At 59.1% G+C, this 25,785-nt stretch carries 18 protein-coding genes and 3 pseudogenes; 9 read left to right on the forward strand and 12 right to left on the reverse strand.

Features of this window, described 5'->3' with window-relative positions; genetic code table 11:
- From DVK00_RS18070 to DVK00_RS18090, 4 genes are all read right to left on the reverse strand, one after another.
- Positions 1-1,363 (reverse strand): transposase (locus DVK00_RS18070; protein WP_147435892.1); only part of this gene is annotated, 1,363 nt, incomplete at its 3' end.
- Between the two features lie 213 nt (positions 1,364-1,576).
- Positions 1,577-2,740 (reverse strand): PQQ-binding-like beta-propeller repeat protein, encoded by a 1,164-nt coding sequence (locus DVK00_RS18075; RefSeq protein WP_121578140.1) that lies wholly within the window; start codon positions 2,738-2,740, stop codon positions 1,577-1,579.
- A gap of 714 nt (positions 2,741-3,454) precedes the next feature.
- Entirely contained in the window at positions 3,455-5,131 is a 1,677-nt protein-coding gene (locus tag DVK00_RS18085; protein ID WP_121578142.1) for a transposase, read from the reverse strand.
- A 63-nt stretch (positions 5,132-5,194) separates the two neighbouring features.
- Positions 5,195-6,025, reverse strand: a complete 831-nt coding sequence (locus DVK00_RS18090) for a TrmB family transcriptional regulator (protein ID WP_199722481.1) — start codon at positions 6,023-6,025, stop codon at positions 5,195-5,197.
- A gap of 291 nt (positions 6,026-6,316) precedes the next feature.
- On the opposite strand from DVK00_RS18090, the gene DVK00_RS18095 reads away from it, so the two are divergent.
- Positions 6,317-7,123, forward strand: coding sequence for a TrmB family transcriptional regulator (locus DVK00_RS18095; RefSeq protein ID WP_121578143.1), 807 nt, complete (start codon positions 6,317-6,319; stop codon positions 7,121-7,123).
- A gap of 111 nt (positions 7,124-7,234) precedes the next feature.
- A complete protein-coding gene (locus DVK00_RS18100) occupies positions 7,235-7,570 on the forward strand; it encodes a HalOD1 output domain-containing protein (protein WP_121578144.1) in 336 nt (111 codons plus the stop codon).
- 32 nt (positions 7,571-7,602) lie between these two features.
- Here the strand turns inward: DVK00_RS18100 and DVK00_RS18105 are convergent, their stop codons facing one another.
- On the reverse strand, positions 7,603-7,956 hold the full coding sequence (locus DVK00_RS18105; protein WP_233560831.1) for a hypothetical protein: 354 nt from the start codon (positions 7,954-7,956) through the stop codon (positions 7,603-7,605).
- A 447-nt stretch (positions 7,957-8,403) separates the two neighbouring features.
- Here DVK00_RS18105 and DVK00_RS18110 point away from each other — a divergent pair, with 447 nt between their 5' ends.
- The 3 genes from DVK00_RS18110 to DVK00_RS21195 are packed head-to-tail and all read left to right on the forward strand — an operon-like array spanning position 8,404 to position 9,752.
- Entirely contained in the window at positions 8,404-8,730 is a 327-nt protein-coding gene (locus DVK00_RS18110) for a hypothetical protein (RefSeq protein WP_121578145.1), read from the forward strand.
- Positions 8,720-9,319 carry a hypothetical protein gene (locus DVK00_RS18115; RefSeq protein WP_121578146.1) on the forward strand — a complete coding sequence of 200 codons (600 nt, stop codon included), beginning with the start codon at positions 8,720-8,722 and terminating at the stop codon, positions 9,317-9,319. Before DVK00_RS18110 ends, DVK00_RS18115 begins: the two co-directional genes overlap by 11 nt.
- A 58-nt stretch (positions 9,320-9,377) precedes the next feature.
- Positions 9,378-9,752, forward strand: coding sequence for a hypothetical protein (locus tag DVK00_RS21195; RefSeq protein WP_147435893.1), 375 nt, complete (start codon positions 9,378-9,380; stop codon positions 9,750-9,752).
- Between the two features lie 902 nt (positions 9,753-10,654).
- Here the strand turns inward: DVK00_RS21195 and DVK00_RS18125 are convergent.
- The 4 genes from DVK00_RS18125 to DVK00_RS18140 all read right to left on the reverse strand — a co-directional run bounded on the left by DVK00_RS18125 (position 10,655) and on the right by DVK00_RS18140 (position 19,050).
- Positions 10,655-13,339 carry a PEP/pyruvate-binding domain-containing protein gene (locus DVK00_RS18125; RefSeq protein WP_121578147.1) on the reverse strand — a complete coding sequence of 895 codons (2,685 nt, stop codon included), beginning with the start codon at positions 13,337-13,339 and terminating at the stop codon, positions 10,655-10,657.
- A 4-nt stretch (positions 13,340-13,343) separates the two neighbouring features.
- Entirely contained in the window at positions 13,344-16,052 is a 2,709-nt protein-coding gene (locus DVK00_RS18130; RefSeq protein ID WP_121578148.1) for a PEP/pyruvate-binding domain-containing protein, read from the reverse strand.
- On the reverse strand, positions 16,049-16,726 hold the full coding sequence (locus DVK00_RS18135; RefSeq protein ID WP_121578149.1) for a TetR/AcrR family transcriptional regulator: 678 nt from the start codon (positions 16,724-16,726) through the stop codon (positions 16,049-16,051). Before DVK00_RS18135 ends, DVK00_RS18130 begins: the two co-directional genes overlap by 4 nt.
- A gap of 500 nt (positions 16,727-17,226) precedes the next feature.
- Positions 17,227-19,050: a glycosyltransferase family 2 protein gene (locus DVK00_RS18140; protein WP_158598822.1), complete on the reverse strand. Its 1,824-nt coding sequence runs from the start codon at positions 19,048-19,050 to the stop codon at positions 17,227-17,229.
- A gap of 129 nt (positions 19,051-19,179) precedes the next feature.
- Between DVK00_RS18140 and DVK00_RS18145 the strand changes: the two are divergent.
- A pseudogene (locus tag DVK00_RS18145) lies at positions 19,180-19,970 on the forward strand (aminotransferase class V-fold PLP-dependent enzyme); the annotation flags it as partial.
- A gap of 13 nt (positions 19,971-19,983) precedes the next feature.
- Here DVK00_RS18145 and DVK00_RS18150 read toward each other — a convergent pair.
- Complete coding sequence (locus DVK00_RS18150; RefSeq protein ID WP_147435894.1) at positions 19,984-21,753, reverse strand: PAS domain-containing sensor histidine kinase; 1,770 nt, start codon at positions 21,751-21,753, stop codon at positions 19,984-19,986.
- Between the two features lie 100 nt (positions 21,754-21,853).
- Positions 21,854-22,225 (reverse strand): annotated as a pseudogene (locus DVK00_RS18155) (type 1 glutamine amidotransferase); the annotation flags it as partial.
- On the opposite strand from DVK00_RS18155, the pseudogene DVK00_RS18160 reads away from it, so the two are divergent.
- A pseudogene (locus DVK00_RS18160) lies at positions 22,213-23,047 on the forward strand (NAD(P)/FAD-dependent oxidoreductase); the annotation flags it as partial. The pseudogenes DVK00_RS18155 and DVK00_RS18160 sit on opposite strands and share 13 nt — an antisense overlap.
- A 285-nt stretch (positions 23,048-23,332) precedes the next feature.
- On the opposite strand, the gene DVK00_RS22065 reads toward DVK00_RS18160, so the two are convergent.
- Entirely contained in the window at positions 23,333-23,869 is a 537-nt protein-coding gene (locus tag DVK00_RS22065; RefSeq protein WP_233560833.1) for a recombinase family protein, read from the reverse strand.
- A gap of 169 nt (positions 23,870-24,038) precedes the next feature.
- Between DVK00_RS22065 and DVK00_RS18170 the strand changes: the two genes are divergently transcribed.
- Positions 24,039-24,965 carry a GAF domain-containing protein gene (locus DVK00_RS18170; RefSeq protein WP_121578152.1) on the forward strand — a complete coding sequence of 309 codons (927 nt, stop codon included), beginning with the start codon at positions 24,039-24,041 and terminating at the stop codon, positions 24,963-24,965.
- Positions 24,962-25,615 carry a hypothetical protein gene (locus DVK00_RS18175; RefSeq protein WP_121578153.1) on the forward strand — a complete coding sequence of 218 codons (654 nt, stop codon included), beginning with the start codon at positions 24,962-24,964 and terminating at the stop codon, positions 25,613-25,615. The genes DVK00_RS18170 and DVK00_RS18175 overlap by 4 nt, the downstream gene beginning before the upstream one ends.
- The last annotated feature ends 170 nt before the right edge of the window (positions 25,616-25,785 follow it).

Raw genomic sequence — 25,785 nt, forward strand, 5'->3', positions numbered from 1 at the left:
CCTCCTTCCGTCGGTAGATCAGTGTCGTCTCGTGCCACTCATTCTTCCCGAGATGGAGTTTCCTACCAGTCTCGTATCGGTCCTGACCCCGTTGGAGCAGTCGCTTTGCCTGGGCTCTCTCGCTGGTCTGCATCCGCTTGGGCACGACATACGACAGTCCACGCTGGCTGAGCATCTCCAGAATGTGTTGGCTGTCGAACTCCCGATCCATCAGTACGTTATCGATGTGAACGGCGTCTTGGGCTGAATCCAGCAAATCCTCAACGATCTCTTTCCGTGATTCGCCTCTTCGTACAGGACGAGCATCCAGTACGATTGGGACAGCGTTCCCGACCAGCTGGACTGTCGCCCACTGGTAGGCGTACTCGTCGGTTTTCTCCTTCGTACCGATGATTTCGTCCTTGTGACCAGTACGATCCCCAGTAAACGGGTCGGCTTCCGTAATATCGATAGCGATGATCCCCGCTCGGAAGAACTCCTCCGTCCCTGCGACTTCAGCCAGTAATCGGTTCACGGCCCGTCGGTACATCTCCCGGATCTGTTCAATCGACAAGTCGCGGATGTGCTCGCGATGGGCGTGACCCAGCGGCGTTCGATCCCGGCTCGACTCGTGAACAAAACTGCGAGCCCCCTCGTTAGCAGCCAACCGTTCCCGAAGTCCAAGATACGTCTGCAAGTCCCAGTAAGCGTTCTCGTGGATTTCACAGCCGTTGTCACGATTCAGTGAGAACGCTGGGAAAGCGATGTGGCTGATGTGGTCCGTAATCGATGCCGCTTCATCGAGGAGAGCTTGATTATCTGGGTCTAATTCCTTTTGTTCATCACCGTGAAATGGAAGCTGACGTTCTGGCTCGCGTGGGACAGTAACACCCGCATTCTGGGCTTTGATCAGAATCGTCCGTGCAGATGATTCAATTGTCTCACGAAGCTCTGTAGTGAATCGTTCATGCCAGCTTCGCCACAGCGTCGACTGGTCTGGGACTGTCTCCAAGCCTAGTTGTTCACGGAGGTCTGGATGGTGAGTGAGGTACGTGAGGAGTGCCGTTTCGTGGGTCCAGCCGTGAAGTTCTTTGAGTAGGAACAATCGAAACAGTTGGGCCATCTCGTACCGGGTTGCTCCAGAGTACCGGTCGTGTGGTCCAAACTCGACATACGCTACTGGGTAGTGAGACACGAACTCGTCAACGGAGTGGTGGTCCTCATGGTCGAACCATGTGGACGCAACGGTCCAGATGTCTTCTTCCAGGCCGGCGAGGGAACTCCGGTCATAGAGTGGTGTCGAATCATACGCTGGCCATTCAGCGTATGACTGCTGTGCGATTCGTCGAAAGACAGTGCGTCGTGAATCACAACTCGCAACCACGCGATAGACTGGCCACGATACGCCCAAAAATTCGTCTGACTGGTAATAAAGAAAACAGATAGACTTCTCAATGTCGCTAATCAGTATGAGTGAGCATTAGTCAGTACAGAAGGCGAGTTCAGCAACTCACTGCTCTTCGTTTCATCAATGAGAGAGTGTTTTGCCGATAGGACTGGACTGCGAATCGTTCACCAATCTACTATCGCACTCACTCTAAACTTCACGGGAGATGGCGACCAGCATGGGATCTCCGTTGACCTTCCCTCCAGCGATCACTCGTTCTGGCATGACGAGCGGGCGGTCGTCCATCCGGTTGCCGACCGGCCCACTCCACCGTCGGTCGCCGGTGGCCGCGTCGAGCGCCACAAGGTCGCCGCCCTCGGTACCAACGACGACATCGTTGACGCCGACTCCGGGCGGCCCAGGCGCATCCGGCAGCTCCGTCTGCCATCGCTCGCTCCCGTTGGACAGGTCAACTGCAAGTACACCGGCGGGCGCATCGTCGCGACGGCGTGTGTGACCGTCGAAAGATATGAAAGCGGTCCCGTCAGCGACTGCGAGGCCGGATGTCTCGCTCGGTGTGGAGGCACGCCAGCGGTGAGTCCCGTCGGCTGGATCGACAGCGATAACCGACCCAGCAGCTGCGACGACTAGTTCGCCATCGGTCGCGAGCGCCGGTTCAAGCGAGCCGTGACCACGCCAGTCGTTAGTACCTATGGCCCAGCGGACGGACCCGTCCGAGTCGAGGCCAGCGAACCTACCGATCTCGTCAACTGCGACGCCGCCCTCCCCGACGGAGATAATGTCGCTCACCGAGTGGGTAGTTCCGTTGGGGTTCAGCCAGGGCTCGGGTGTCGTCTCCCACTTCCGCCTGCCATCCCCGGTGTCGATCAGGACAATGGGTGGTTCATATGTGCCGTATTCGTGATAGCCTCCAATGACCGTCCCGTCGCCGAACGCGGCATACGGGCTGAACCAACCATCAACGCGTCGAATCCACGCTCTTGTGCCGCTTGGGTGGTACGCAGCCCGCCGGTCCGGACCCGCGACGACGGCCACACCGTCTGCAATAACCGGACAATTGGTCGACTGCTCGAAGTCCGTTGTACGCCACTGACGGTCCCCCGTTGAAGCATCGAGTGCGTACAGCCGGTTCGATCCCATCGCGAGTACCTCGCTCGAACGATTTACGATAGGGCTCGAAAGAAATCTCTCCCCCTCAAGCACCGTCCGCCACTCTGTCTGGGGCCCACGGAGTCGCCGATCGATGGCTCCGAGACATCCTGCGGCCCCAATGCTCGACATAGCCGCGGCTCCCGCAAGTGCGAGATAGCGGCGTCTACTTGCCGACGTGTTGGACGGCGGATCAGAGGGCATTCACTCCACCGTCAGCTATGTCGAATAATAGGTCTTGTCCCGTCGGTGGTGCTTCCGATTTCTGCACTGTCGCTTTCATGTATTCGGTTTAGCTGACGGTGTCATTGGATACATCGACGAGCAGACTCGTGAGTACTGGCTGAATGAGGCCGAGCATGCATTGTGACGAATACAGGGAAGGTACGTAAGCTCACTTTTGTGAAGTCCACAAGACAGATACTCCCTTGACCTGGAGTTCAGTTATGCCCCGTGATACTATCGTTTCATGGAAAACATTTGTTCTATTCCTCCTCTTTCCGCCTCTTGCCATCATCGCTATTGTACTGTTCCCTCTGACGCTACTCGTCCTATTCTGGCTCTATAATAGGGGAAAGACCCAAGCATTACGTGAAAGAACCCCTTCCGAGCCGGGGTCATCTGTTGATAACTAAGCATCCAGATTGAACAGTTATTCCAGCCAAGATTCCTCTGAATCTCATTTCGTATGCATTGAGAGGACCAGTCTCAACTACTGCGGCAGGGTGGAAGTTGAGACTACAACGGGTTTAGCGGGACTCTGATGCGTGGTTTCGGGCGAATTTTCGAGGCGAAGCTGCTTCGGATCTACTCTCGATAGTCTTCTGGTGTCGTACTACCAACTAGACCAGTGAATTTTCAAGATCCCCGACAGCGTTGCCACTCATGAATCCGTATTGCCCCGGTCAGAGTATCTCTCTATCCGATCCCGGTCTCCTTCTTCAGCAGCGTGAGCGTATTGTCGGCCGTCACAATGGGTGAGTGTTCGTACTCACCCGTCAACTCGACTTGGACGAGCAAATCGACCGCTCGCCAAATCGAGTACAAGAGACACGCGAATGCGAAGTAGAAGAACCGCAGTCCGAAATCCTTCGAGGTGGTCGCAGCCATGAACCGCTTTATCGACCGGTAGCCGCTCTCGATCTCCCACCGATACCCGTACTCTGTGAGGTGACCGCTCCCGCAATTCGTCATGAACACCGAGTACTGCCGGTGGTCGTCATGCTCGGAGTCTTCTTTCCGACGGTAGATCAGCGTCGTCTCGTGCCAGTCGTTCTTGCCGAGGTGGAGTTTCCGGTCGGTCTCGTAGCGGTCTTGATCACGTCGAAGCAATCGCTTGGCCTGGGCTTTCTCGCTGGTCTGCATCCGCTTGGGAACGACGTAGGAGAGCCCGCACTGGCTGATCATCTCCAAGACGTGCTGGCTATCGAACTCCCTGTCCATCAGCACGTTATCGACGTGGACCAACTCTTCAGCCGAATCGAGCAAGTCCTCGACGATTTCCAGTCGTGTCTCCCCCTTTCGGACGGGGCGGGCATCGAGTACCAGCGGGACGGCGTTGCCGACTAACTGGACGGACGCCCACTGGTAAGCATACTCGTCGGTCTTCTCCTTTGTCCCGATGATCTCGTCCTCGTGGCCCGTGCGGTTACCTGTGAACGGGTCAGCTTCGGTAATGTCGATCGCGACGATTCCGGCTCGAAAGAACTGCTCTGTCTCGGCAACTTCGTTCAGGAGCCGAGTGATAGCCTGCCGGTACATCTCTCGCACTTGGTCAATCGAGAGGTCCCGAATCTGCTCCCGATGGGCGTGCCCCAGCGGCGTCCGATCCCGAGTCGACTCGTAGACGAAACTGCGAGCTCCCTCGTTCGCAGCCAGCCGTTCGCGAAGTCCGAGATATGTCTGCAGGCCCCAGTAGGCGTTCTCGTGGATCTCACAGCCCTCGCCACGGTCCAGCGAGAATGCGGGGAAAACGACGCGGCTGACGTGATCGCTGATCTTCGCTGCCTCTTCCAAAACAGTCTGGTCGTCCGGATCGGTCGCCTCAGACTCGTCGTCATGGTACTGGAGCTTCCGTTCCGGGTCACGAGGTACCGCAATACCGGCGTTCTGTGCGTTGATGAGGAGCGTCCGAGCCATTCTCTCGACTGTCTCACGAAGATCAGCGCTGAAGCGCTTGTTCCAACTGCGCCAGAGTGTCGACTGATCGGGAACGGAGTCGAACCCGAGCGAGCGACGGGTACCTGAGTGCTGCCGAAGATACTCGACGAGCGCTGTTTCGTGGTCCCAGCCGTACACCTCTTTCAGCAGGAACGCTCTGAAGAGCTGTGGCATCTCATATCGGGTCGGACCGGAGTACTGGTCGTGGGGATTGAACTCCACGTAGGAAAGTGGATACTGACAGACGAACCCCTCGACCAAGTCGTGGGCGTTGTGCTCGAACCAGATTCCCGAGACGGTCCGGAAATCCTCAATGAGCGCCGTCAGTGAACTCTGGTCGTACAGTGGCGTCGAGTCGTAGGCCGGCCAGTCGAGATACTGTGTTGTCGCTATCGAACGGAAGACATCGCGCCGAGAGACGGCAGTCGGTGCCATCGGGGACACGTCTGCCGTTCTCGGCCAATGATATGACGTTCTCTCCGACGCTCCCGTGGAGACTCAGGCCTCCTCAGTTTCGGGATCGTTCACAGACAGCAATCCAGTCGCCATCAGCCGCCGAGTGATCGCGACCAGCCCGTTGTCGAATCCGCGGCCAAAGACGCCCTGTTCGTGCTCACGACCGTCCGCTCTCGTTTCGGTGAACGAACTCACCAAAATCGCCTCACGGTCGGCTAGTAACAGCCGACTGATTTCGGTATCGTCATCTGGAAGCGGCGACCGGCTCAGCCAGTCCAATCCTGAGACGAATACTTCGACACCAGGCAGGGAATCCTGAATCGTGGCCTGGAGGCCTTCATCGACTGTCCCAATGATGACGTTCACATCGCGTTCCTGAGCCGACTGCAGCTGTTCGGCCAGCTGGTCGGTGAAAATACTCTCGTGGCCGACCACGAGGATCAACTCCTCTGTCGCTCCCTCGATCAACTGCCGCGTCCGGCTCGTAATGCCTTGGTCGCCGGAGATGGACCACACCTCGTGGGTAGCCTCTGTTGACTCTTCCTCGTCGGTCGGTTCAAGCCCGCTCAGGGCACTCCGGAGTGACTCGGCCCGATCGACGTACTCTGACTGGAGGGTGTTGACGGCCTCGTCGATAGAGACCGCTCGAAATATCTGCGGGTTCGAGTGCTGGGTTTCTACCAGCCCCTTTGATTCCAGTACGCGAATCGCGTCATAGACGCGCGTTCGGGGCACATCGGAGGTCTCACTAATGTCCTTGGCCGTTCCGCGCTGGCGGCGTGCGAGCGCGACGAACGACTTGGCTTCGTACTCTTTGAGCCCGAGTTGTTGGAGCAATTCGATCGCTTGGTCATGATTTGAAACATCTTCCATTGGTCCCAACCTCGACCGCTACCTTCTGGTTCGTGCCCCGGATGTTTAGTACGTCGCACTGAGATCTACCGGTGTCACCCAAATTATCACAGAACGACTCCAACTTTGAGGGATTTGAGCGCCTTGAAAACAATACTACTCAGACATTCACCCACTTAATCACAATACTTCTTTGTACGGGTAGCACGGAGAGTAGAGTGGCGTGTAGGCACAGATTTGGTCCCAACCTCTCTGTCACTACACGTCAGAAGCCACCATACACGGTGGTTTTCACGAGATTGGTGACGATTAATGTCCGGCGACTCATCCAACCAAGCACGATCCACGGCTGTCAAACAGCTCAAAGCGCTCGGCCTCAGTACCTACGCCGCCCGGACATTCGTCGCCCTAGTCAGTCTCGGCGAAGGGACTGCGCAGGACGTGAGTGAAGTCGCCGATGTCCCCCGAACACGCGTCTACGACGCAACTGACGAGCTCCAGGACCGCGGTCTTGTCGACGTGAAACAGTCGAGTCCCCAGCGATATTGGGCCATCTCGACAGAGACGGCCGGCCGTCACTTCGAACAGGAATACGACCACCGCGTGACGGTCCTGACAGACGCGCTCGACCAGCTTGCATCAGTGAATCGCAGTACTGAACAGCAGGGCGTCTGGACGGTAACCGGCCGGGACACCGTGACCGAACGCGTCGTGGATTTCATCTCGTCCGCTGATGATGAGGTCGTTTTCATGACTATCGGGGAACTGCTGACCGACGAGGTCGCTGAATGCCTCTCAACCGCCAACGACCATGGGGTCTCGATTCGGCTCGCAGAGATGTCACAATCCGTCGAATCCCGACTCGAACAGGACGTACCTGACGCGCAACTGTTCGAATCGGTGTGGGACTGGTCGGATACCCCTGCTGGTCGCCTCCTTATGGTCGACCAGGAAAAGACGCTCGTGAGTGTGCTTGTCGACGGCAACGGTGAACACCCACCCGAACCGCGTGACGAAACTGCTATCTGGGGCGCAGGTCAGACCAATAGCCTTGTCGTAGTGCTGAAAGCGCTGTTCACCTGGCAGCTCGACAACAATCGCGACTCGCAAAATAAGTAGTAACTCAGATACTCACAACAATCCTATACGGACCCGAGTTCAACATACGGGACCAGAAGCAATGGTAGTTGCCTCCGCTGTCGCTTCTTGCATAACAACTGGTGATCGCTAATGGATGACGACACGAACAGAGTCGAAGACTCGGAGACCTCCGACCAGACCGACAGCACAGATGCGAAACCCCCGACAGTTCGTCATAACTGGACGGAGTCGGATCAGCCCAGTGTGATGGTGGTCGAAGCAGTTGCTGCAGCCACCGACCGGCCCACGACGGAGCTCCCACCGCTGCAGAAAACTCTCGATGCGGATACACTCGACGCACTTCTCAACGGACAGTCCTCGTCAGCAACGGTCTCCTTCCGGTACGCTGACACCGCCGTCTCGGTGAGCGGAAACGGAAGCATAGAAGTCCACGTCGATGGAGGGCCCAGAGAGGAAGACGACTGATAGGTTCTGCGGCCTATCGAGCGAATGAGCGATCAGGAGAGCGTCGGCGAAGTCTCTTCTCGGTGATCGTCGATGACCGCGAGCAGAGCGAGAACATCTTGGAACTCTCGGCCGCGATGCACAGTCCCCTGGTCGGTGTCGTACTCGATCACGTTCGCTTCCTGTAACTTCGGCAGGTGAATGTGGTGAAGCTCGATACCTCGATGTTCTACAGAACCGTTACCGTCCGGTTGGAGTGAATCCGCCCCTCGCAGGTGCTGTGTGAGTTGGTCGACAGTCGTCCCGTCGGGTGTGTCAGCCACCTGGCGGAGGATCTGTTGTCGCTGTTGGTTGGTCAGCAGCTCTAGTGCTGTCTCGGTCGCTATCCGCTGTTCTGAGTTGGTCATGAGTAGTCCCACCATGTCCAGTCGGGACATCGGCTCGCAAGAACATGGACTAGATACTTCACGGACCTAGCGGATACCCGTGTCGTTAACCCGGATCCTCAAAGTACACAGAAGATTCGAGATGTAACTGGCTCACTTTTGAGGAACAGATAATCTCAAAACCGTATGCATTGAGATTGCCAGTCTCAACTTCTGCGGCAGGTTTGGACCACAAGTTCCGAATGTAGAAATCTACAAACCACCAACTGTCCAACAGTATTTGAGACATCACTGGCTCAGAGGAGGCTCAATAGCTCCGCCGAGGCCTCTTTGGTCAGAATGTTGTAGTATTATCGAGAGGACCGATACTAATTGGGCATACAATCACGTGTCTGAAGCATCGAAAAATGTAATTACAAGTCATTACACGTCATAACATATAACTCCCTGCGCGGCGAACGACTCTCTATGAGCGGCTCAAGCTACGATGAAACGATTCAGTTCCGTGCAGGAGCCGAAAAAGAGGCTGCGGAGCTCCTTGATGAGATTCATATCGGCGGCGTCAATGTGAGCGAACTTGCCCGGACAGGGTTAATCGAGATGCTCCGCCGGTCTCTGGACGAGCAAGATGAGATCGCGGTCTACGAACGATACAGCCGTGGTGAGATCGATGAAGGCGTAGCTCGGGTTCTCCTCGGTGAGAAAATCGACCAGATGGAAGCGGAGAAAGAGGCATTCGAGTCGGCGATGGAGCGGGACACCTCAACATTCCTCGCTGATAGCGATGGCGAGTGAACCTCGCCACCCGCTCCTGGCCGATACGAGTTCCCTGATTGCCGTTGCGAACACCGACCAATGGGACGTACTGGCGGAGTCGCTCGCTCTCACAACCACGAATGTCTGCAAGCACGAACTGCACAACCACGTCAACTCGAACACGTACGCACCGGAAGGAAGCCGTGAACAGTATCTGAAACGAGGCAGCCAGCGCGTGCTCGATCACTTAGACGATTCCTCGTCGTGGTCATGTGTGAGTGTCGTTCCGCGCCCACACGGGCCGGATGCGGGTGAGGAATCACTGAAGCAGGAACTGTCCGAACACGGTGACTCTTATCAGGTCGTCTCGCTGCTTGATGGAGCTGCCCGTCGATCGATTCGCCGGTTGGCTAACAACCACGGATACGACGTTGATATTGTGGGTCCGCCGTATCTGCTCTACGTTCTCCTCGATAATGACCTCATTTCGAAAGCCGAGTTCTGTGAGGCGACAGGCCAGATGATTCGAACCGAGGGCTGGACTGGATACGAAGTCATTAAGAATGCGTGGAGCAGCATTCCCGTGGATTGTTCTGCATTCCTTGATGGCGATATCCTTCCACCGTGAAGTACTGTAACGCTCAGTACAGACAAGATACTTACCGGTTCACGATACAGAACGCCCTATGAACCGGCGCAAATTCCTCGGCCTTCTCGGTGCATCTGCTCTTGCTACGTCGGGTTGTCTCGGTTCTGGTATGGCTGACGATGCGGTGGTTAGAACCGTACCTGCTTCTCAATCTCACGATGACACAGCGGTTCAGTATGACACTCTCTCAGAAAATGAACAGGAGATCGTCCAGAAAGCTGTTGAGGAAGAGTTTTATCACGCCTGTCCTGAGCTTCCGGATGCTATCCATTCGTTCGCCAACCGATTTGAAGACTCTGCTTATCTGAGGTATCAGGATACGACCTACGCGCTGTGGATTCGGATCACCGATATGGTATTCGCTTCAACTGCATCGCCTCCGGAAAATGACCCTTCCTGTGGCTTTCTCTGAGTCTACCCAGAGTCAGCTACTGCTCAATACGCAGGCTCACTGAGCAGCCAATTCAATCTGAGCCTTCTGAATGAAAACTATGGTCATACCAAATGCATTGAGACAACCGGTCTCAACTACTGCCGAGACTTGCTTGTTGAAATCCATCGAGTAGGTTCTCAGGATCAAATTGCTTGACTGCGCGGAGGCGGGTGTCCCCGTGGGGACCGTACTCTTTGCCTTGGCGGAACTTGAACCGGGCCGCGCCCTGTGGAGTACCATAGCCGACCATCCCGATGAACGTCTGAAGCTCGAAAAATTGCGTGTCCTCATACGTCGCGTTCTGAGCTCTCTCAGAGTCGAACGGACCGAAGCCGTGCTCACGAGCGAGACGGGGTGTACGGTAGATTTCTTCGTCAGAAAATTCGGTAGTGTCCTCAGCCGAGTCAGTAGTCTCTTCTGATGACTGACTGACTGACTTCCTCCAGTGGCCGGACTTCGGGAACTGAGAGGCTCTCGTTGTGAATCTCCTTGACTAAGCAGTGTGCACTGGCAGTGACATACTCACGACCATCGTCATCAAAGCGATTGCGCCACGTTCGAGAGATGACTGACTCGTTAGGAATTTGATCGAGGCCGAATACGTCAGCAAGTTCTAGATGGCGTGTGAGAGACCGATAGCTGTCGCCAGTGACTTCCAAATAAACAAAGAGTTAGCATCCCGTGAAGCGAGTAGGGAGCAGGATGCCACTCTGAGTATCCATTGTCACGAGTTTTGGGTTGAAGTCTGAGATCGGTGAGTGCTGTACAGAAATTGTGCCCTCACGTAGACGTTGTAGAGTTCGAGGGCAGCGACAAATGCGTCGGTCAACCGTTGGCCACGTTGCTGCATCGATTTGTCTTACCAGTAGATATTCAAACTGCTATTCGTCTGGTTGGTCGTCGAGTATCTCGACAGTACCCTGCGTGCCGTCGACGCGGATGCGCTGACCATCCGTGATACGGTCGGTAGCCTCCAGCACCGAAACTACGGCAGGGAGACCGTATTCGCGGGCGACGAGCGCCCCGTGGGTCAACCGACCTCCGACCTCAGTGACGACCCCGCCCGCGGTTGCGAACAACGGCGTCCAGGCGGGGTCCGAGGACGGACAGACGAGGATGTCGCCGGACTGGAGGTTTGCGTTCGCCGGGTCGTGGACGATTCGGGCTGTGCCCTCGATGATGCCCGAGGAGACGCCCGTTCCGACCAGCGTGTTCGCACCGACGTCCCTGCGCTCGGCGCGGGGAATCTCTCCTTCACTGGTGATGAGGGGTGGCACGTCAATCCGCTTGTGACGCTCGTGGTCCTGTCGACGCACGTCGATATCCGGCAGGTCACCGGATGGATCGTCGATGAGCGCGAGCAGCTCATCCCTGCGGAGGAACCACACGTCGTCGGCTTCGGTTAGCACGCCTTCGGCCACGAGATGTTCGCCTACCCGCTGGAGGGCTTCGTGCCACGCCGCGAACAGGTGTGCCGAGGCGTGCTTTGGTTCATCGCGCAGGTGGATGTGACTCCGGTAGGTCCGAATGAGGTGGCTTGTGAGCGGCCATCGGACTGGGCTGAAGAGCCCACGCCGCGCGTTCGCCTGCAGTTCGTCGATTGCGTCCTGTGCCTGTCGCTTCCGCTCGTGCAGACGCTCGCGATGGGCCCCTTTTTGTTCTCCGATGAGGTTCCCGCGGATGATACCGAGCGGGGTGGCGGGGTCGTCGCGCCACCGGGGGCGACTCGGGTCGAACTCGCCCGCCGCGCGGTGACCGAAGTCGTCGAGAAACGCTTCGAATCCTTCGACGAACGGTCCACTTCCCTCGATTTCGCGAATCTTTTCGTACGGCTGTTCGTCGAGTATCGCTTGCTCGACTGCCGGGGTCTCTCGTGCGATATCCGCAAGGTCACCGAGTGCAAGCGTCATGCGTGTGCCCACTTCCTGTTCGGCTCCTCTCGCGGCCGCGTCGACGAGCGTGGCATCCACACCGGTGAGAACCCGTTTGAGCAGTCCGCCAGCGACCGGGCCGACGATAACCCGCACCGACTTCGGCGACATCTCGAAGAGGAACTCGGCCGGGAACCCCGCGAACACGTTCTCGACTAATTCGTTCGGGCCTTCGGCGTCGAGGACCTGCGCTTCCTGTGCCTTCGCCCACGCATTGAATTCGGCCACGTACTCTTCAGTGCCAGCGGCACCGCGGAAGAAGGGGAGCAACCCCTCTCGAACCATCCCTGGAGTCATCCCCACGACGAGTGGAAGCGCGCCGGCGAGCTTGCGGAGGACGGTTGGCAGGCTCGAAACGAAGAACTCACCGCCGAACTCCTCGCGTCGCTCGTCGAGGAGCCGGACAGTGCCCTCGGCGGCAGACTCGCTCATCACGCTGATGGACTCGACGATGCCGTCGCGTGCCACGCCGAACCCGAGGATTGGTGTGATATCGAGATACACCCGTCCTTCCGTTCTGGTGACCCATGCGCGGTCACCGCCGGTGTAGTCGTTGAACATCCCTCCGTAGACGGTTTCCCAGATGTCGAGCGCCAGCGGTGGCATTGGGTCGGTCATCACCTGTGCGTGACCCATACTCACGTAGACGTGTAACCGGTCGTCGTCGGGACGCGGTTCCGGGAGTGAGACCAAGGAGGTGATGGGCCGGGACTGCAGGATCACGAACTCACCATCCGCGAGTGCCCACTCGATGTCCTGTGGCTCGCCGAACAGCGTCTCGATTCGAGTGCCGATGTCGACGAGCGTGCGAAGTTGTGCATCGGAGAGCACCTGTTCGGGCCGCCGGTCCTTGTTCGTCTCCTCGGTTTCCGTTCCGTCGTCGGTGAGGCGTCGTTCGGTCGCTTTCTCACCGATGTCGTAGTCGAGTATCTCACCCGTCGCCTTGTCGATGCGGGCATTGTCCGTGGTCACCTCACCCGAAACGACCGTCTCACCGAGACCGTAGGTCGCCTCCACGGATGCGACGCCCCGCTTCCCGCTGTCGGGGTCGGCGGTGAACAGGACACCCGCAGCGTCGGCGTCAGCCATCTCTTGGACGACGACCGCCATCTCAACCGCTGAATGAGAGATACCGTTGCGGGCACGGTAGGCGACTGCACGGTCAGTGAAGAGGCTCGCCATACACTCGCGAACGGCGTCGAGGACATCGTTCGTGGACACACCGAGAGATGTGTCGTGTTGGCCCGCGAAACTCGCACTTGGCAGGTCTTCGGCGGTCGCCGACGACCGCACGGCGTATGAGGTATCGGCGGTAAGCACGTTGGCGATCGACCGTTCGATCTCCTCGGAGAACTCCTGCTCACGAACGAGCGAGCGAATCTCCTCGGCCGTCGCCGTGGGGGCCTCGGTGTCGGTTTCGTCGAGCGCCTCCAACTCGGCGATGGCGTCGCGGAGTTCCGATATGTCGATCAGCGAGCGATACGCCTCGGTTGTGACGACAAATCCCGGCGGAACCGGCAAGCCGGCCCCGACGAGTTCGCCCAAGTTCGCGCCTTTTCCGCCCGCAAGCGCGAGGTCATCCCGCCCGAGTTCACCGAAGCGTTTCGTGTACGTAGTTGGGATTCCTGTTGTCATTGATTTAGTTGCTTCCGGTTTCCTCGTCGAGTATCTCGACGGTGCCCCGCGAGCCGTCGATTCGAATCCACTGGCCGGTTTTGATTTTCTCGGTCGCGTTCGGGACGGAAACGACGGCGGGAAGCCCGTACTCGCGGGCGACGAGCGCGCCGTGGCTGACGCGACCACCGACCTCGACGACCATTCCTGCGGCGTTGAGGAACAACGGCGTCCACCCCGGGTCGGCCGAGGGCGCAACGAGAATTTCGCCGCCCTCGACGGTGGCTTCGGTCGGGTCGTGGACCACTCTCGCGGGCCCTTCGACGATCCCCGTCGAAACGCCGGTGCCGAGAAGCGCTCCATCGGGAACGTCCGTCCGATCAATCGCTCCACGGGGCGTCTCACCCTCGCTCGTGAGCAGCGGCGGTTCGTCGAGCGTGTCGTAGAAAGCGACCTCTCGCCGCCGAGCCTCGATATCGACGTCGATGGGGTCGCCGTCGAGCGCGGCGAACAGTTCCTCCTTGCGCAAGAACCAGACGTCCTCGGGACGGTCCAGAACGCCCTCGGTCGCGAGATGACGCCCGCTGTCGAGCAAGGCCTCACGCCAGCTGGCGAAGCCCTCTGCGGCGTAGTGTTTGGGGTACTCACGGGTGTAGATCGTGTCCCGGTAGGTCTCGATGATCTTCCGAGCGACGCGTCTCCTGACCGGCCCGAGGAGTCCGTGATCAGCCCGTGCTTCGAGTTCGTCGGCGGCACGTTCCGCCTCGACGGCTAACTCGCGTACTCGCTCGCGATGCTCGCCAGCGACCTCGTTCGTCAGGTTCGCCCGGACCGTACTGAGCAGCGTCGCCGGGTTCTCGCGCCAGCGCGGTCGGCTCAAGTCGAGTTCGCCCGTCGCCCGATGGCCGAAGTCCTCCAAGAAAGCCTCGAAGGCCGCTTCGAACTCCTCGCCCCCTTCGACGGCGGCGATCTCTTCGAGCGAGGCTCCGTTCCGGAGGGCGTCAGCGACAGCGGGGTGTTCGCGGGCGATGTCCGCGATGTCGCCCAACCCGAGGTTGATTCGAGTCACGACGTCGCGTTCGAAGCCCCTCCCCACCTTGTTCACTGTCTCGGGGTCGTCGGCAAACGTCCGGTTCATCCAGGTGTCGATACCGAAAGCGAGGTACAGCGGCATAGCCCTCGGATACGCTGCGACCATGAAGGACTTGATGTCCCCGAACGTGAACACCGCCCGAGCGCGCTCCGCGGGCGAGTTCGCCGTCGTCACTCCGTCCGGGACGAACGACTCCGCAAAGACGCCCCACGTTTCGTCGAGGTCCTCGACCGTCGGCGGTCCCTGAAACGCGTCGAGTGCTCCGACGGCGAACGCCGGGGCGACCGCAACCGCGAGGCCGCTGACCCGTCGCGTCGTGCCGGCGACCACCGGTAGCGAGGAAAGCGAGAGTCCCTCGCGCTCGAACTCCTCGGGGCGGCGTTCGACCAACTCGCGCAGTCCCGCTGCCGCCGGTTCGCTTACCGCGCCGATTACTCCGAGCAGCGGATCGCGCAGCCGCTTGACCCGGAGTGCGGGGGTGAGGTCGATGTAGATCCGACCGCCGGCGGTCACCACTGGCGTCGGCCAGAACGGACCGAAGCCGAACTGAGAGATGACGCTGTTCATCCAGGTCTTCCAGAAGTCCTGCACCAACTGCGGCATCGCTTCAGACATCGCCTGCATATGGCCCATACTCAGGTAGACGTGCAGGCGGTCGTCCGCCGGCATCGGGTCGGGTAACGGGAACAGCGAGGTGATGGGCCGGGATTGCACTATCTGGAACCCATCGTCCGAAAGTGCCCACTCGATATCCTGTGGCTCGCCGAACAGCGCCTCGATACGGGTGCCGAGGTCGACGAGCGTTCGAAGCTGTGAGTCCGAGAGGACACGACATCCACGACGTTCGGCGCTCGTGCTCGTGGCGTCGGTTCCCGACTCCGCGGCCACGCGCAGTTCGGTCGCCTTCTCACCGACATCGTAGTCGAGCACCTCGCCGGTCTCCTTGTTGACGCGGGCGTTGTCGGCGCTCACCTCGCCGGAGACAACCGTGTCGCCCAGTCCGAAGGTTGCGTCGACCGAGGCGATTTTTCGGCTGTTCGTGTCGGGGTCGGCGGTGAACAACACGCCCGCCGCGTCGGCGTCGACCATCTCCTGAACGACGACCGCCATCTCGACTGTCGAGTGGGCGATGTCGTTGCGGGCACGGTAGGCGACGGCGCGGTCGGTGAACAGGCTCGCCATGCAGTCGCGAATCCTGTCGACGACGTCGTCGGCGGGGACGCCCAGATGAGTGTCGTGTTGGCCGGCGAACGACGCCGTCGGGAGGTCCTCAGCCGTCGCCGACGAACGCACGGCGTAGGTCGTGTCGGCGTCGCTATCGAGCGCATCGGTAATCGCGTGTTCGGCCGGCTCGTCGAACGCGCGATTCTGGATGAGGGTCCGGATTTCGGCCGCTGTCGTCGTCAGTACGTCGGCATCGGTGGCGTCGAGCGAATCAAGTCGCTCGATCAGCTCCTGGATTTCTGTGTCGTCCGTGAGTGCTCGGTACGCGGCGGTCGTCACGACGAACCCCGGCGAGACGGGCAGTCCTGCGTGAACGAGGACGCCGAGATTCGCGCCTTTGCCGCCGGCGAGTGCGGGGTCATTTCTTCCGATCTCCTCGAACCACTGTACGTAACTCTGTATCTGGTGTAGCGTCATCGGGTACTCCGTTCGTCTCTGGTCGACTGGGGCTGTTCTTCGTCTGCCCGCGTCTCGGATGCGTCCGGGATCGGTTTCGAATCGATAGTCAATCCCGAGGCGACGCTCTCGACGAGCGTGTCGCGGACAGCGGGGTAGAGGTCGTCGCCGAACTCCTCCCGGTACAACGCGACGAACGCGGCGGCGTTGACGGCCCCAGTGATCGCTCTGGGGTCACCGTTGATGAGCTGTCCGTCCGCTTGCCACGTCCGGACGTACGGGAGGAGATACCCGAGCTCTTGTTCGCGTTGTTCGGCCAGTTCGTCATCGGAGAACTCCTGAACCAATCGCTCCCAGTCGTCCTCGACGACGAGCTGCTGAATGAGTGGGTTCGTCTCGATCTCCTCGATAGTGAGTCGGAGATACGCGGTAATCCCTTCCTGTGGACCCGACGCGTCGGCGAGCAGATCGTCGACACGGTCGGCGAACGCCGCCTGCTCTCGGGTGAGAATCTCGAGGTAGAGACGCTCTTTCGAGTCGAAGAACTGATAGAACGTCCCGTTGGCGATGCCGACGAGATCGGTGAGGTCCGAGATGGTCGTCTTCTTCAGGCCGTAACGAGCGAACAGCTTCCGGCCGGTATCGAGTAGTTCGCTCCGGATGTAGGCCCGTTTCTCGTCGCTGAAGCCGGCCATCACTTCTGTTCCGGCCCCGTTTCGGGACTTTCGCGCACGTCGCCGTAGTACTTCGTCAGGTCGTCGGTCTGAATCGCTGGCATGGGCATTCTTACTGAACGTTCGTTTAGAAACGATATGAATTTATCGTTCGTTCATTCATCCGTTTTTCACAAGGGGATATCCGGCTCTTTCGGTCGATTCCAGATTCATTTGCAATGGGACGCTACGGCGAGTTCGTTCGATGCCCTCTGAAAGCCGTCAGAGATTTCGATGCTATACCGTTGTGTTGCCCCCCGCTTCGTCAGCGCCTTCCTCGGCTTCGCGGTGCTGACGGCGCTGACCGCCCCCGTCGGCGCGTCGCCCACCTGACGCTCGCGGCTTCTCTGGCCGCTGGCGGTCGGCACGCTCGTCTTCCTCGTCGTCGTCCTCGGGACGCGGACCCTGGAGAAGTTCGTCGGGACCTTCTGAGTCCGTCCTGCAGTCGTACCGTCGGGTCCCGAGTGTTGCTGTCGGGGCGACTACCCGTCCGCGTCTGTAGTGAGACGCTTCATCGTCGGGTGGACGCTCAGCACGTGCATCAGGATAGCGCCGAAACAGAGCAACATTCCGCCAGCGGCAAAGAGCACGGAGACGAGAAGCTGGGAGGCGGCGAGGATCCCGGTGTCAACATACCTGGTCAACAGAAAGACCGTGACCGCGATACCCATCACCGTCGAGAGGACACCGGGGATCCCGACCACCAGCAGCGGTCGGCCGTACTCGACGGTCCAGGCGATGTTCCGGACTAGGTCGTAGCCGTGTGAGAGCGAGCCCTGGGTGCTCGAGTTCTCGACGTCGTAGTATATCGTCGTCGGGACCTCAACGACGGAGAGGCGAGCCTTGTGGGCGTGATAGAGGATGTCCGTACTCGCGCCCATGTTGTTGCCTATCATCGGGTCGGCCGCGAGCGAGCGGACGGCCCGCTGGCTGTAGGACCGGTAGCCGCTCTGGGTGTCGTGGACGAACCCGCTCGGTCGCAGCTTGCCCATGCTCACGTTCGTCAACCCGTTGATGACGGCGAGCCCGATAGACCGGACCAGCGGTATCTTCGTGTCGCGCTCGCCGACGTAGCGGCTGCCGATGACGATGTCGGTCCCATCGCGCTCCTGGGTCTCGACGAGCACCGGGATGTCGGACGGGTCGTGCTGGCCGTCCGCGTCGATGACGACCAGATGCTGGGCGTCCCGGTCGTCGGCCGTCCGAAACAGCGTCTTGAGCGCCCCGCCGTAGCCGCGGTTTATTTGGTGGACGACGACGGACGCCCCGGCCTCGCGGGCCCGGACCGCCGTGTCGTCGCCGCTCCCGTCGTCGACGACGACCACGTCGTCGGCGAAGGCCGCCGCCCGCTCGACGATATCGGCGATGGTCGAGGCGGCGTTGTACGCCGGGATACCTACCACGACACGGGGGTCGGCCGACGGCGTCGACCACGCCTCCGGAATCGCCACGACCTCGTAGTCCGCCCGCTCGTAGGCCGCCGCCGTCCGGTCGTAGTCGATACGGGGGCAGTCACGCGTCTGCAGGACGATACCGGGCAGCCCGCGCTCCCGGGTGACCGCTGAGAGGTGTCTGAGAAGGTCGCTCTGGGTCGCGGCTTCGGACGGCGGGTCGACGACCACGGCACCCAGCGATTCGAGCTTCGACAGCAGTTCCGACTCCCCGGCGCGCTCGTCGCAGGTCACCAGCGCGGCGTAGCCCCGCTGGCTGGCCCGGACGACCGTCCGCAGAGCGGCGTCCTCGTTGCGCGGCGTCAGAACGACGCCGATGGCGGCCCCGGACAGCGACCGCGCTTCGTCTGCCCCATCCACCAGAGCACCGTCCGTCTGTGGACGGTCAGGGAGCGAGAGCAGGGGGAGTCGCAGCTGCGACCGGCCGAACAACTGCTCCGGTCGCAGGGATAGCTGCGTCTCGGTACCCGTCTCGTCCCGTATCGTCGCCCGCAGTCTGTTGTCGGCCTCCGACAACAGCTCCACTTCCGGCTCGGACAGTTCCGTCGCGGTCGGCCCGGAGAGGATGTAGCCAAAGCGCAGCGCCGCCTCGGGCCTGACGGTGCCGGTGACGGTGACCGCATCGCCAGACTCGAACGACTTTTGCCCGTCGGTCGAGGTCAGCGCGTGAGTCGACGGGATTCGGTCGGTGACCCGCACTCCAGTGGGTTCGGTGCCGGTCGTGGTCGCCGTCACGACGGCGAGCTGGCGGTCGTCGCCGATGGCGACCAGCGAGCGAACCACAGCCACATCGCTCGCGGTGACCACCCCATCGGTGGCGGGGTGTCCAAGGTCAGCTGTTGGTTGCTCACTCATGAATACCATGTCCCACTAGGTTACGTACCAGCTATTGAACGACAAGTCAGATATAGATATCGTATCGGATAGTGGCTGCCGGTCGAGTCACGACCCCGGCGTGACGGTGAGCCAGATGTGGACCTGCCGGAGCGGGCTGTCGGTGCCCTGCCGCGGCAACGGTTGGAGCGGGATGGTATAGAAGTTCGCGTCGTGCCAACGGAGAACGGCCGTCTGGACCGCGAGAGCTTCAAAACGGCCGTCAGTGGTGCGGATATGGTGTGTTTCAGTGCGCTCACGTGGACACACGGGACCAAACTACCCGTTGCGGAACTGGTCGATATCGCACATGACGCGGGTGCGTTCGCACTGGTCGACGCCGTACAGGTTCCCGGCCAACTGCCGATGAACGTCTCCGCGTGGGGCGCAGACGCCGTCGCCGCAGCGGGCCACAAGTGGCTGCTCGGGCTCTGGGGAGGTGGGTTCCTCTACGTCAACGGGGACGTTGCCGATTCGCTCCACCCCCGAACCGTCGGCTATCGAAGTGTTGAGACACCGACTGCAGACCCGTTTGAGTACGCGGAAGGCGCGCGAAGGTTCGAGGTCGGGCCTGCAAATCCGCACCACACGTGGCGCTCAGAGAGGCAATCGACACTGTCGAAAATGTTGGCGTCGACCGTATCGAGTCTCGCATCCATGCGCCGGCATCTCGATGTACATCAAAGGTGCCCAGTGAGCGGCTACCGAGTCCGAAAACACCCGAATCAGGCCTCTTAACCGTCGACATCGACGACCAAGAAAAGACCGTCGAGCGTCTGGCCAGTAAGGGTATCGTCGTCCGGTCGTTGCCACAGCCGTCGGCGGTACGAGCGTCGATACACGCCGTCAATACCGAATCAGAGATAGACCGTCTCGCAGCGACCCCAGAAACAACGTTTTAAAATTCTTTGTCAATCATGCTAACGGGAGTGTGAGGGTGACGATAAGTCCTCTTGGCGTGTCGTTCTCGAATTCCACGTCGCCGCCGAGGCCGGTCAGAACCCACTCGATGAGCCATAGACCGATTCCTTCCGTATGGACCAGTGGCGTCTCCTCTCCGGAATCAAGTGCAGCCAGTTGCACGTCAGTAATGCCCGGTCCGTTGTCCCGAATGACCAGAGATGCTTTCGAATGCTCCGGATCGGCAGTGAGTAGAACTGATACCTCCGGTTCGTCTTGATCGCAGTGGACCACAGCGTTCGTCAGGAGTTCGTTGACGGCGACTTCGAGTTCGCCGCCGCCTTCGACATACAGTTCTGATGGTGTCTCGAGCGTTATCGATGCCGCGGAATGCTCTGAGTGTACCGTATCGCGTTCGCGCTGGAGGACTGAAACAAGGTCGATAGTGTGTGTCTCGTCGATTGACTCAAGGGCCGATGTCACCTGCGTGGTCTTCCGGCTCAACGAGTCAAGTTGCGCCGTGGCCTCAGAGATCTCATCGATTGAACCTTCGGCCGGCGTTCCGGTGACTTCCGAACGAAGGAGATCGAGGTGACCGTGGATGACAGTGAGTTTGTTCCGTAGGTTGTGACGGAACAGCCGCTGGAAGACCTGCAACACTTGCTGTTGGATACGCGACTCGGTGATATCTGAGTGGATGGCCACGTACCCCGCCGTCTCGCCATCGCGTGTCTTGTAGGGCGTAATCGTCTGATACGCGTGGTAGAACTCGCCGTTCTTGCGCTGGTCGATGATAGACTCTTCCCAAACCTCCTCTGCCTCCAGTGTTCGATACAGTCGGTCGAAATACTCGTCGTCCATCTGTCCGGAGTTCAGAATCTGGGGCGTAGCGCCAACTGCCTCGTTCCTGTCGTAGCCTGTGATGCGTTCGAATGCTGGATTAACGTACTGTATGACGCTGTCCGTATCAGTGATATACACGCCGGTAGCGGCGTACTCCAACGCCTGGGAGAGACGTCTAAGCTCCCGCTCGTAACTGTCCCGCTCCGTGATATCAAGCATGACACCGATAATCAGGCTCCCCGAAGCGGTCTCGACTCGGCTGCCGTACACCTCGACAACGACTGTGTCGTGCTCCGGGTGCGTCCCACGAAACGTGTAGTGGCTCGACTCTTCGACACCCCGTTCACGGCGACAAATCCGCTCACGGACGCGCTCATGATCCTCAGGGGCCACGACGTCGAAAACCGACGTGCCGGTCAGTGCCTCAGGGGTCGTCCCAAATATCTCTGCCACACGCTCGTTGACGTAGGTGAATTTCCTGTCCTCGACAGTGTAGACACCGATGATATCCTGTTCGACGAGCCGTTCGTACCGCTTGCGAAGTAACTCCGCATCCCCCGAGGCCGGCGAGGCCGCCACCCGGTTGAGACACGGGCATAGACAACGGGGATTGGCTGCCACCGACTCTTTAGCACGGATGTCCGCGAGTGTGCTCAGGTCGATTTCGTCGGCGACGGCGTCGAACGGGCGCTCGTGGAGGAGCACGAGCGGGAGGTCCGGCATCACATCTTTGACCATATCGACGAAGTTCGCAAGCCCGTCTTCGACAGCCCCCTCGGAGAACACGAGACAGGAGATGTCACCTCGGTCGAGGTATGCACGCGCCTCGGACGGCGTCGCTGGCGTCTCGACTGTGGCGTCGACACACGCTGATAGCTCTGCCGCCGTGTCCTTGGCAAACTTTGTCTCAGGAGCTAACAAAAGTACTCGATGGGGTTCCACCGTTCATCATGAGTCTCTCAGACGGCTACTTAACTATGCCCGATAGCATCAAGAGGGCGTATTCGAGCGACGAACAGGCAAGATGACATTGACACCGATATTAGTGTGAATGGTCTGGAGAGCGCTGGTGGGACGCGACAAGAGACACGAAATTGTCGAACACTCCAGATGACTCTCGGGCGGCCGCGACCGACTCGTCTGTAATCGTCGCCAGTACTGACGCTCGCCGGTCCTCAGAGAGGATCTTGTTGCCGATGACCCATTCGGCCGTTTCGCGGTCATACTCAGGGTGGAACTGAACGCCGTAGCGTGTCCCGAGTCTGAAGGCCTGTATACCGTATTCGTTTCTCGCCAGTTCGACACTGCCCGTCGGGAGTTCAGCCACTCTGTCCGAGTGGGTCTGGAATGCGGTAAACGAGGATGGAATATCGGCAAACAACGGATCGTCACCCCGCCGGCGAACGGTTCGGTGCGACGTTCGAACACGGTCGTACCGAGACCGCCACGCTGGACAGCGACCCGATCAGGCTCTCGCTAGCGTCCGGTGAGACGAGACAGACGCAGGCACTCATCGTGGCTACCGGTGCAAGCGCTCGCTGGGTCGGTGCGGAGAACGAAGCAGAGCTGATGGGCTATGGCTTTCAACGTGTGCCACCTGCGACGGGACATTTCACCGCGGGCACGATGTACTCGTCGTCGGCGGTGGCGACTCCGCGATGGAAGAAGCGCTGTTCCTCGCGAAGTTCGCTGATTCGGTCACAGTTGTTCACCGGCGAGAAGAGCTTCGCGCGTCGGATACCATGGCCAGACGCGCACGCGATCACGATGCTATCAGTTTCCGCTGGAACACGGAACTGGAGTCCATCCACGGTTCTCAAGCGGACGGTGTGACGGGCGCGACGCTTATTTCCGACCCCGACGGATATCCAACAAAGCAAGTCGCTGACGGGGCCGATATCAAGCGAGAGAGCGTCGATATACAGGGCGTATTCTACGCTATCGGTCATACGCCGAACACAGAGTTTCTGACAGATACGCCAGTCAAGCTTGACTCGGCGGACTACATCCAAACCCAAACGAACGCAGCAGGACGGATGACAGCCAAGACTGGCGTCGACGGCGTCTTTGCTGCTGGCGACGTCGCAGACCGACGTACCGACAGGCCATAACGGCCGCCGGAACCGGAAGTATGGCAGCTCTTGATGCGGAAACGTTCCTCGGTTCCAAACCTCCGAGCAGGCAGTCGAGTCCGATCACTTGGTTCAGTAATACCTGCTGGGGCAACACCGAATAGGGACCATTGAATAACACCTACTGCTGGTGCGGTGAATCTCATCGCGGACGAGAGCCCGAATTTCTTGCTCTGGGAAGCACGTATCATTGGGAATATCCGGTTCCTCGAGTGGTTCGAGTTCTTGGGCAGCTGCTTGGAGCCGTTCGTCTTCGGCTTCGGCGTAGAAATAGTGCTCACGACGATCATCGTAGAGCGCTCGCAACGTTGATTCGGCAACAGGTGTTCCATCAACTGCTTCAGCGCAGGTGTAGCCTTACTCAACGTGTTCAAGAGCCCGTCGAATAGTCAGGAACTCGTCGGCGTTGACCTAGAGATAGCCGTCTTCGACATCGAACCCAGCTGGGGCCGTCCCGTCCATCGACCAGCCTCTCTCGCAGCGTCGATACCGGATTGAATTCGACGGAGCTTCTGTTTGTGCTCAACCCGGGCGAGGTCGCCCATCGCACCGGCAATCAGCTGGCTAACCGCTCTGTCGGTAAGGTCATCGTCAAGGCTGATGGCGAGTCCGACTTCTAAATCTTGGATGCCCATTTCGTGGCTAAGACAGAATTCGAGGAAGTCGCGGATTTCGCCGGCAGCGAGTCGGGAAAGACGAGAGAGTTCGTGGACGATGACGACATCCAAGATCCCGTCTTCGATATCCGAACGGAGACGTTGGTACTCCTCACCGCGGTCAGTTTCGGTCCCGCTAATGGTGTCTGTGTAGGTATGGAGGTCTGGCTCATCGTACGAGTGCTCAGCGAACTCCCGAAGTTCCTCAAGCTGTCGTTTCGGGTCTTGGTCTGTCGTCGAGACACAGGCGTAAATGCCGATGTCTGGCATACTTCTTGCGCCCTTGACGCAGCGTATAAGTCGTCCACGTTTTGAGGGGTCCGTAGAAATAATTCTATTAAACATCTTATCAATTTTTATATATAATTAATATTGCTTTTAATATCAGACATGATAATCGGTGGTGCAGGAATAAATATCCTTAGCAGGTAGATGGGGTATGTCCAAAGCGACAACCGATGACGCGGGTGCTCTCTCTCGAACAGTACTTTGTGTTGATAAGAGTGACCGAATCGATGCAGTGTCTGAAGCTATCGACGATGAAGAAACGTTGACTGCAGTGGAGGCGACGAGTGTCGAGGCAGCGACTGAAGTCATCGCCGAGGAGCCGGTGATTTGTGTCATCACGGCCTACGACTTGGTCGACGGTAGCGGGATGGACGTAATAAACACAGTCAGAGAACACGCCCCGCAGGTCCCCAGCGTCCTCTTTACCGACCTCCCGCCGAACGAGATAGACACTGCCTCTTTCGAGGAGACTATTGTCGAGTATCTGAACCGTGACCTTCCCGACGCCCACGACCGATTGGGCTTCGTGACGAACGATATTATTGAACACAGCGCCCAAGTCGGATTTCTCCGCCCCGACGACGAGGAAAAACGACTTGCTACACTGTCAGAATACGACATCGAGGAACTGCCCATTGAGGAGAGCTTCGAGCGGCTTACCGACCTCATCGCCAGTCACTTCGATGTCGGAGTTGCGTTTGTCGGCCTCATCGAGGAAGACGAAGAGAACTTCCTCGCCTGTCACGGCGGCGACTTCGACTCGCTAACCCGTGAGGACACAATTTGTACCCACAGCATGTTACAGGATGACGTGATGGTCGTCGAGAACATTGCGACGGACAGCCGCTTCAGTAAGAACGAACAGTTGGAGAATCTTGGTATCGTCTCCTACGCGGGTGCGAACATGACCGCCCCCGACGGACAGGTTATCGGGCAAGTCTGTGCTATCGACTTCGAGGAACGGCACTACGATGCCGAAGAGCGCGCTGAACTGCAGGATTTCGCGGAGATGGCGATGGAAATTCTCGATCTTCGACAATCGCTTCGTTCGGCCCGTAATAAGGGGGCAAAACAGTGAGTCTCGCAAACGACGGATTCGAGACACCGTCACTGTCGCTGCCGCCCATTGATAGCGGGACGAGTATCTTGCTGACCGGCGACGACACCGAGGCGCTGCAGTCCGTGTTTTCTCACCTGATGGCGGCCGATGACGACGAGCGCTCTATCGTCCTCTCAACAAACAACGGCGGTCGTGCGATACAACGCAATCTAAACGATGTCCGTACTGGTGCCGGCTCGCGCGCATCCGTACTCACCTGCGAAGGGCCCGCAGTTGGTGACGACGTCCAGTCGGTTGACGATATCAGCGACCTCACACGGCTCGGGATGGACTTCTCAACGCTCGTGGCGTCGGCACAACAACACTCCGACCGGTTCCGTTCGGGTATCTTGCTGTGTTCAACTATTGCAAGCGAAGTTGACGACACTCGCTCACTGTATCGCTTTCTCAACTCGAATTTCCTCACCGAGTTGCGTCGTGGAGAGGGTATCGGTGTCTGTGCGCTCGACACCAGTGCCGACATCGGAGCGGATATGAATAGCACAATTAAAGGCCTCCAGACCTCCTTTTCGGCACATGTCGAAGTCGAAAAAACCGACCCAAGTCAAGCGACGCTCACTGTTGACGGACTCGACCTGAACGAAGAGACAGTCGACGTGTCTCTGTAACCGAAAGCCGCTTTCCACGTTTTAGAGACGCTTGATGATGTCAAACACTATCCCGGTGGCTCAGTCTCTTCTTCGGATCATTCGGCCAGCGCAAAGGCGGCGCGGTTGGCAATGCTGTGCAGACCGAGACTGTCTAGTAAGTGGCACCTGACGTTCACAGTTGAAAGTTG

Source organism: Haloarcula sp. Atlit-47R (genome assembly GCF_003665985.1).
Taxonomy (GTDB): domain Archaea; phylum Halobacteriota; class Halobacteria; order Halobacteriales; family Haloarculaceae; genus Haloarcula; species Haloarcula taiwanensis.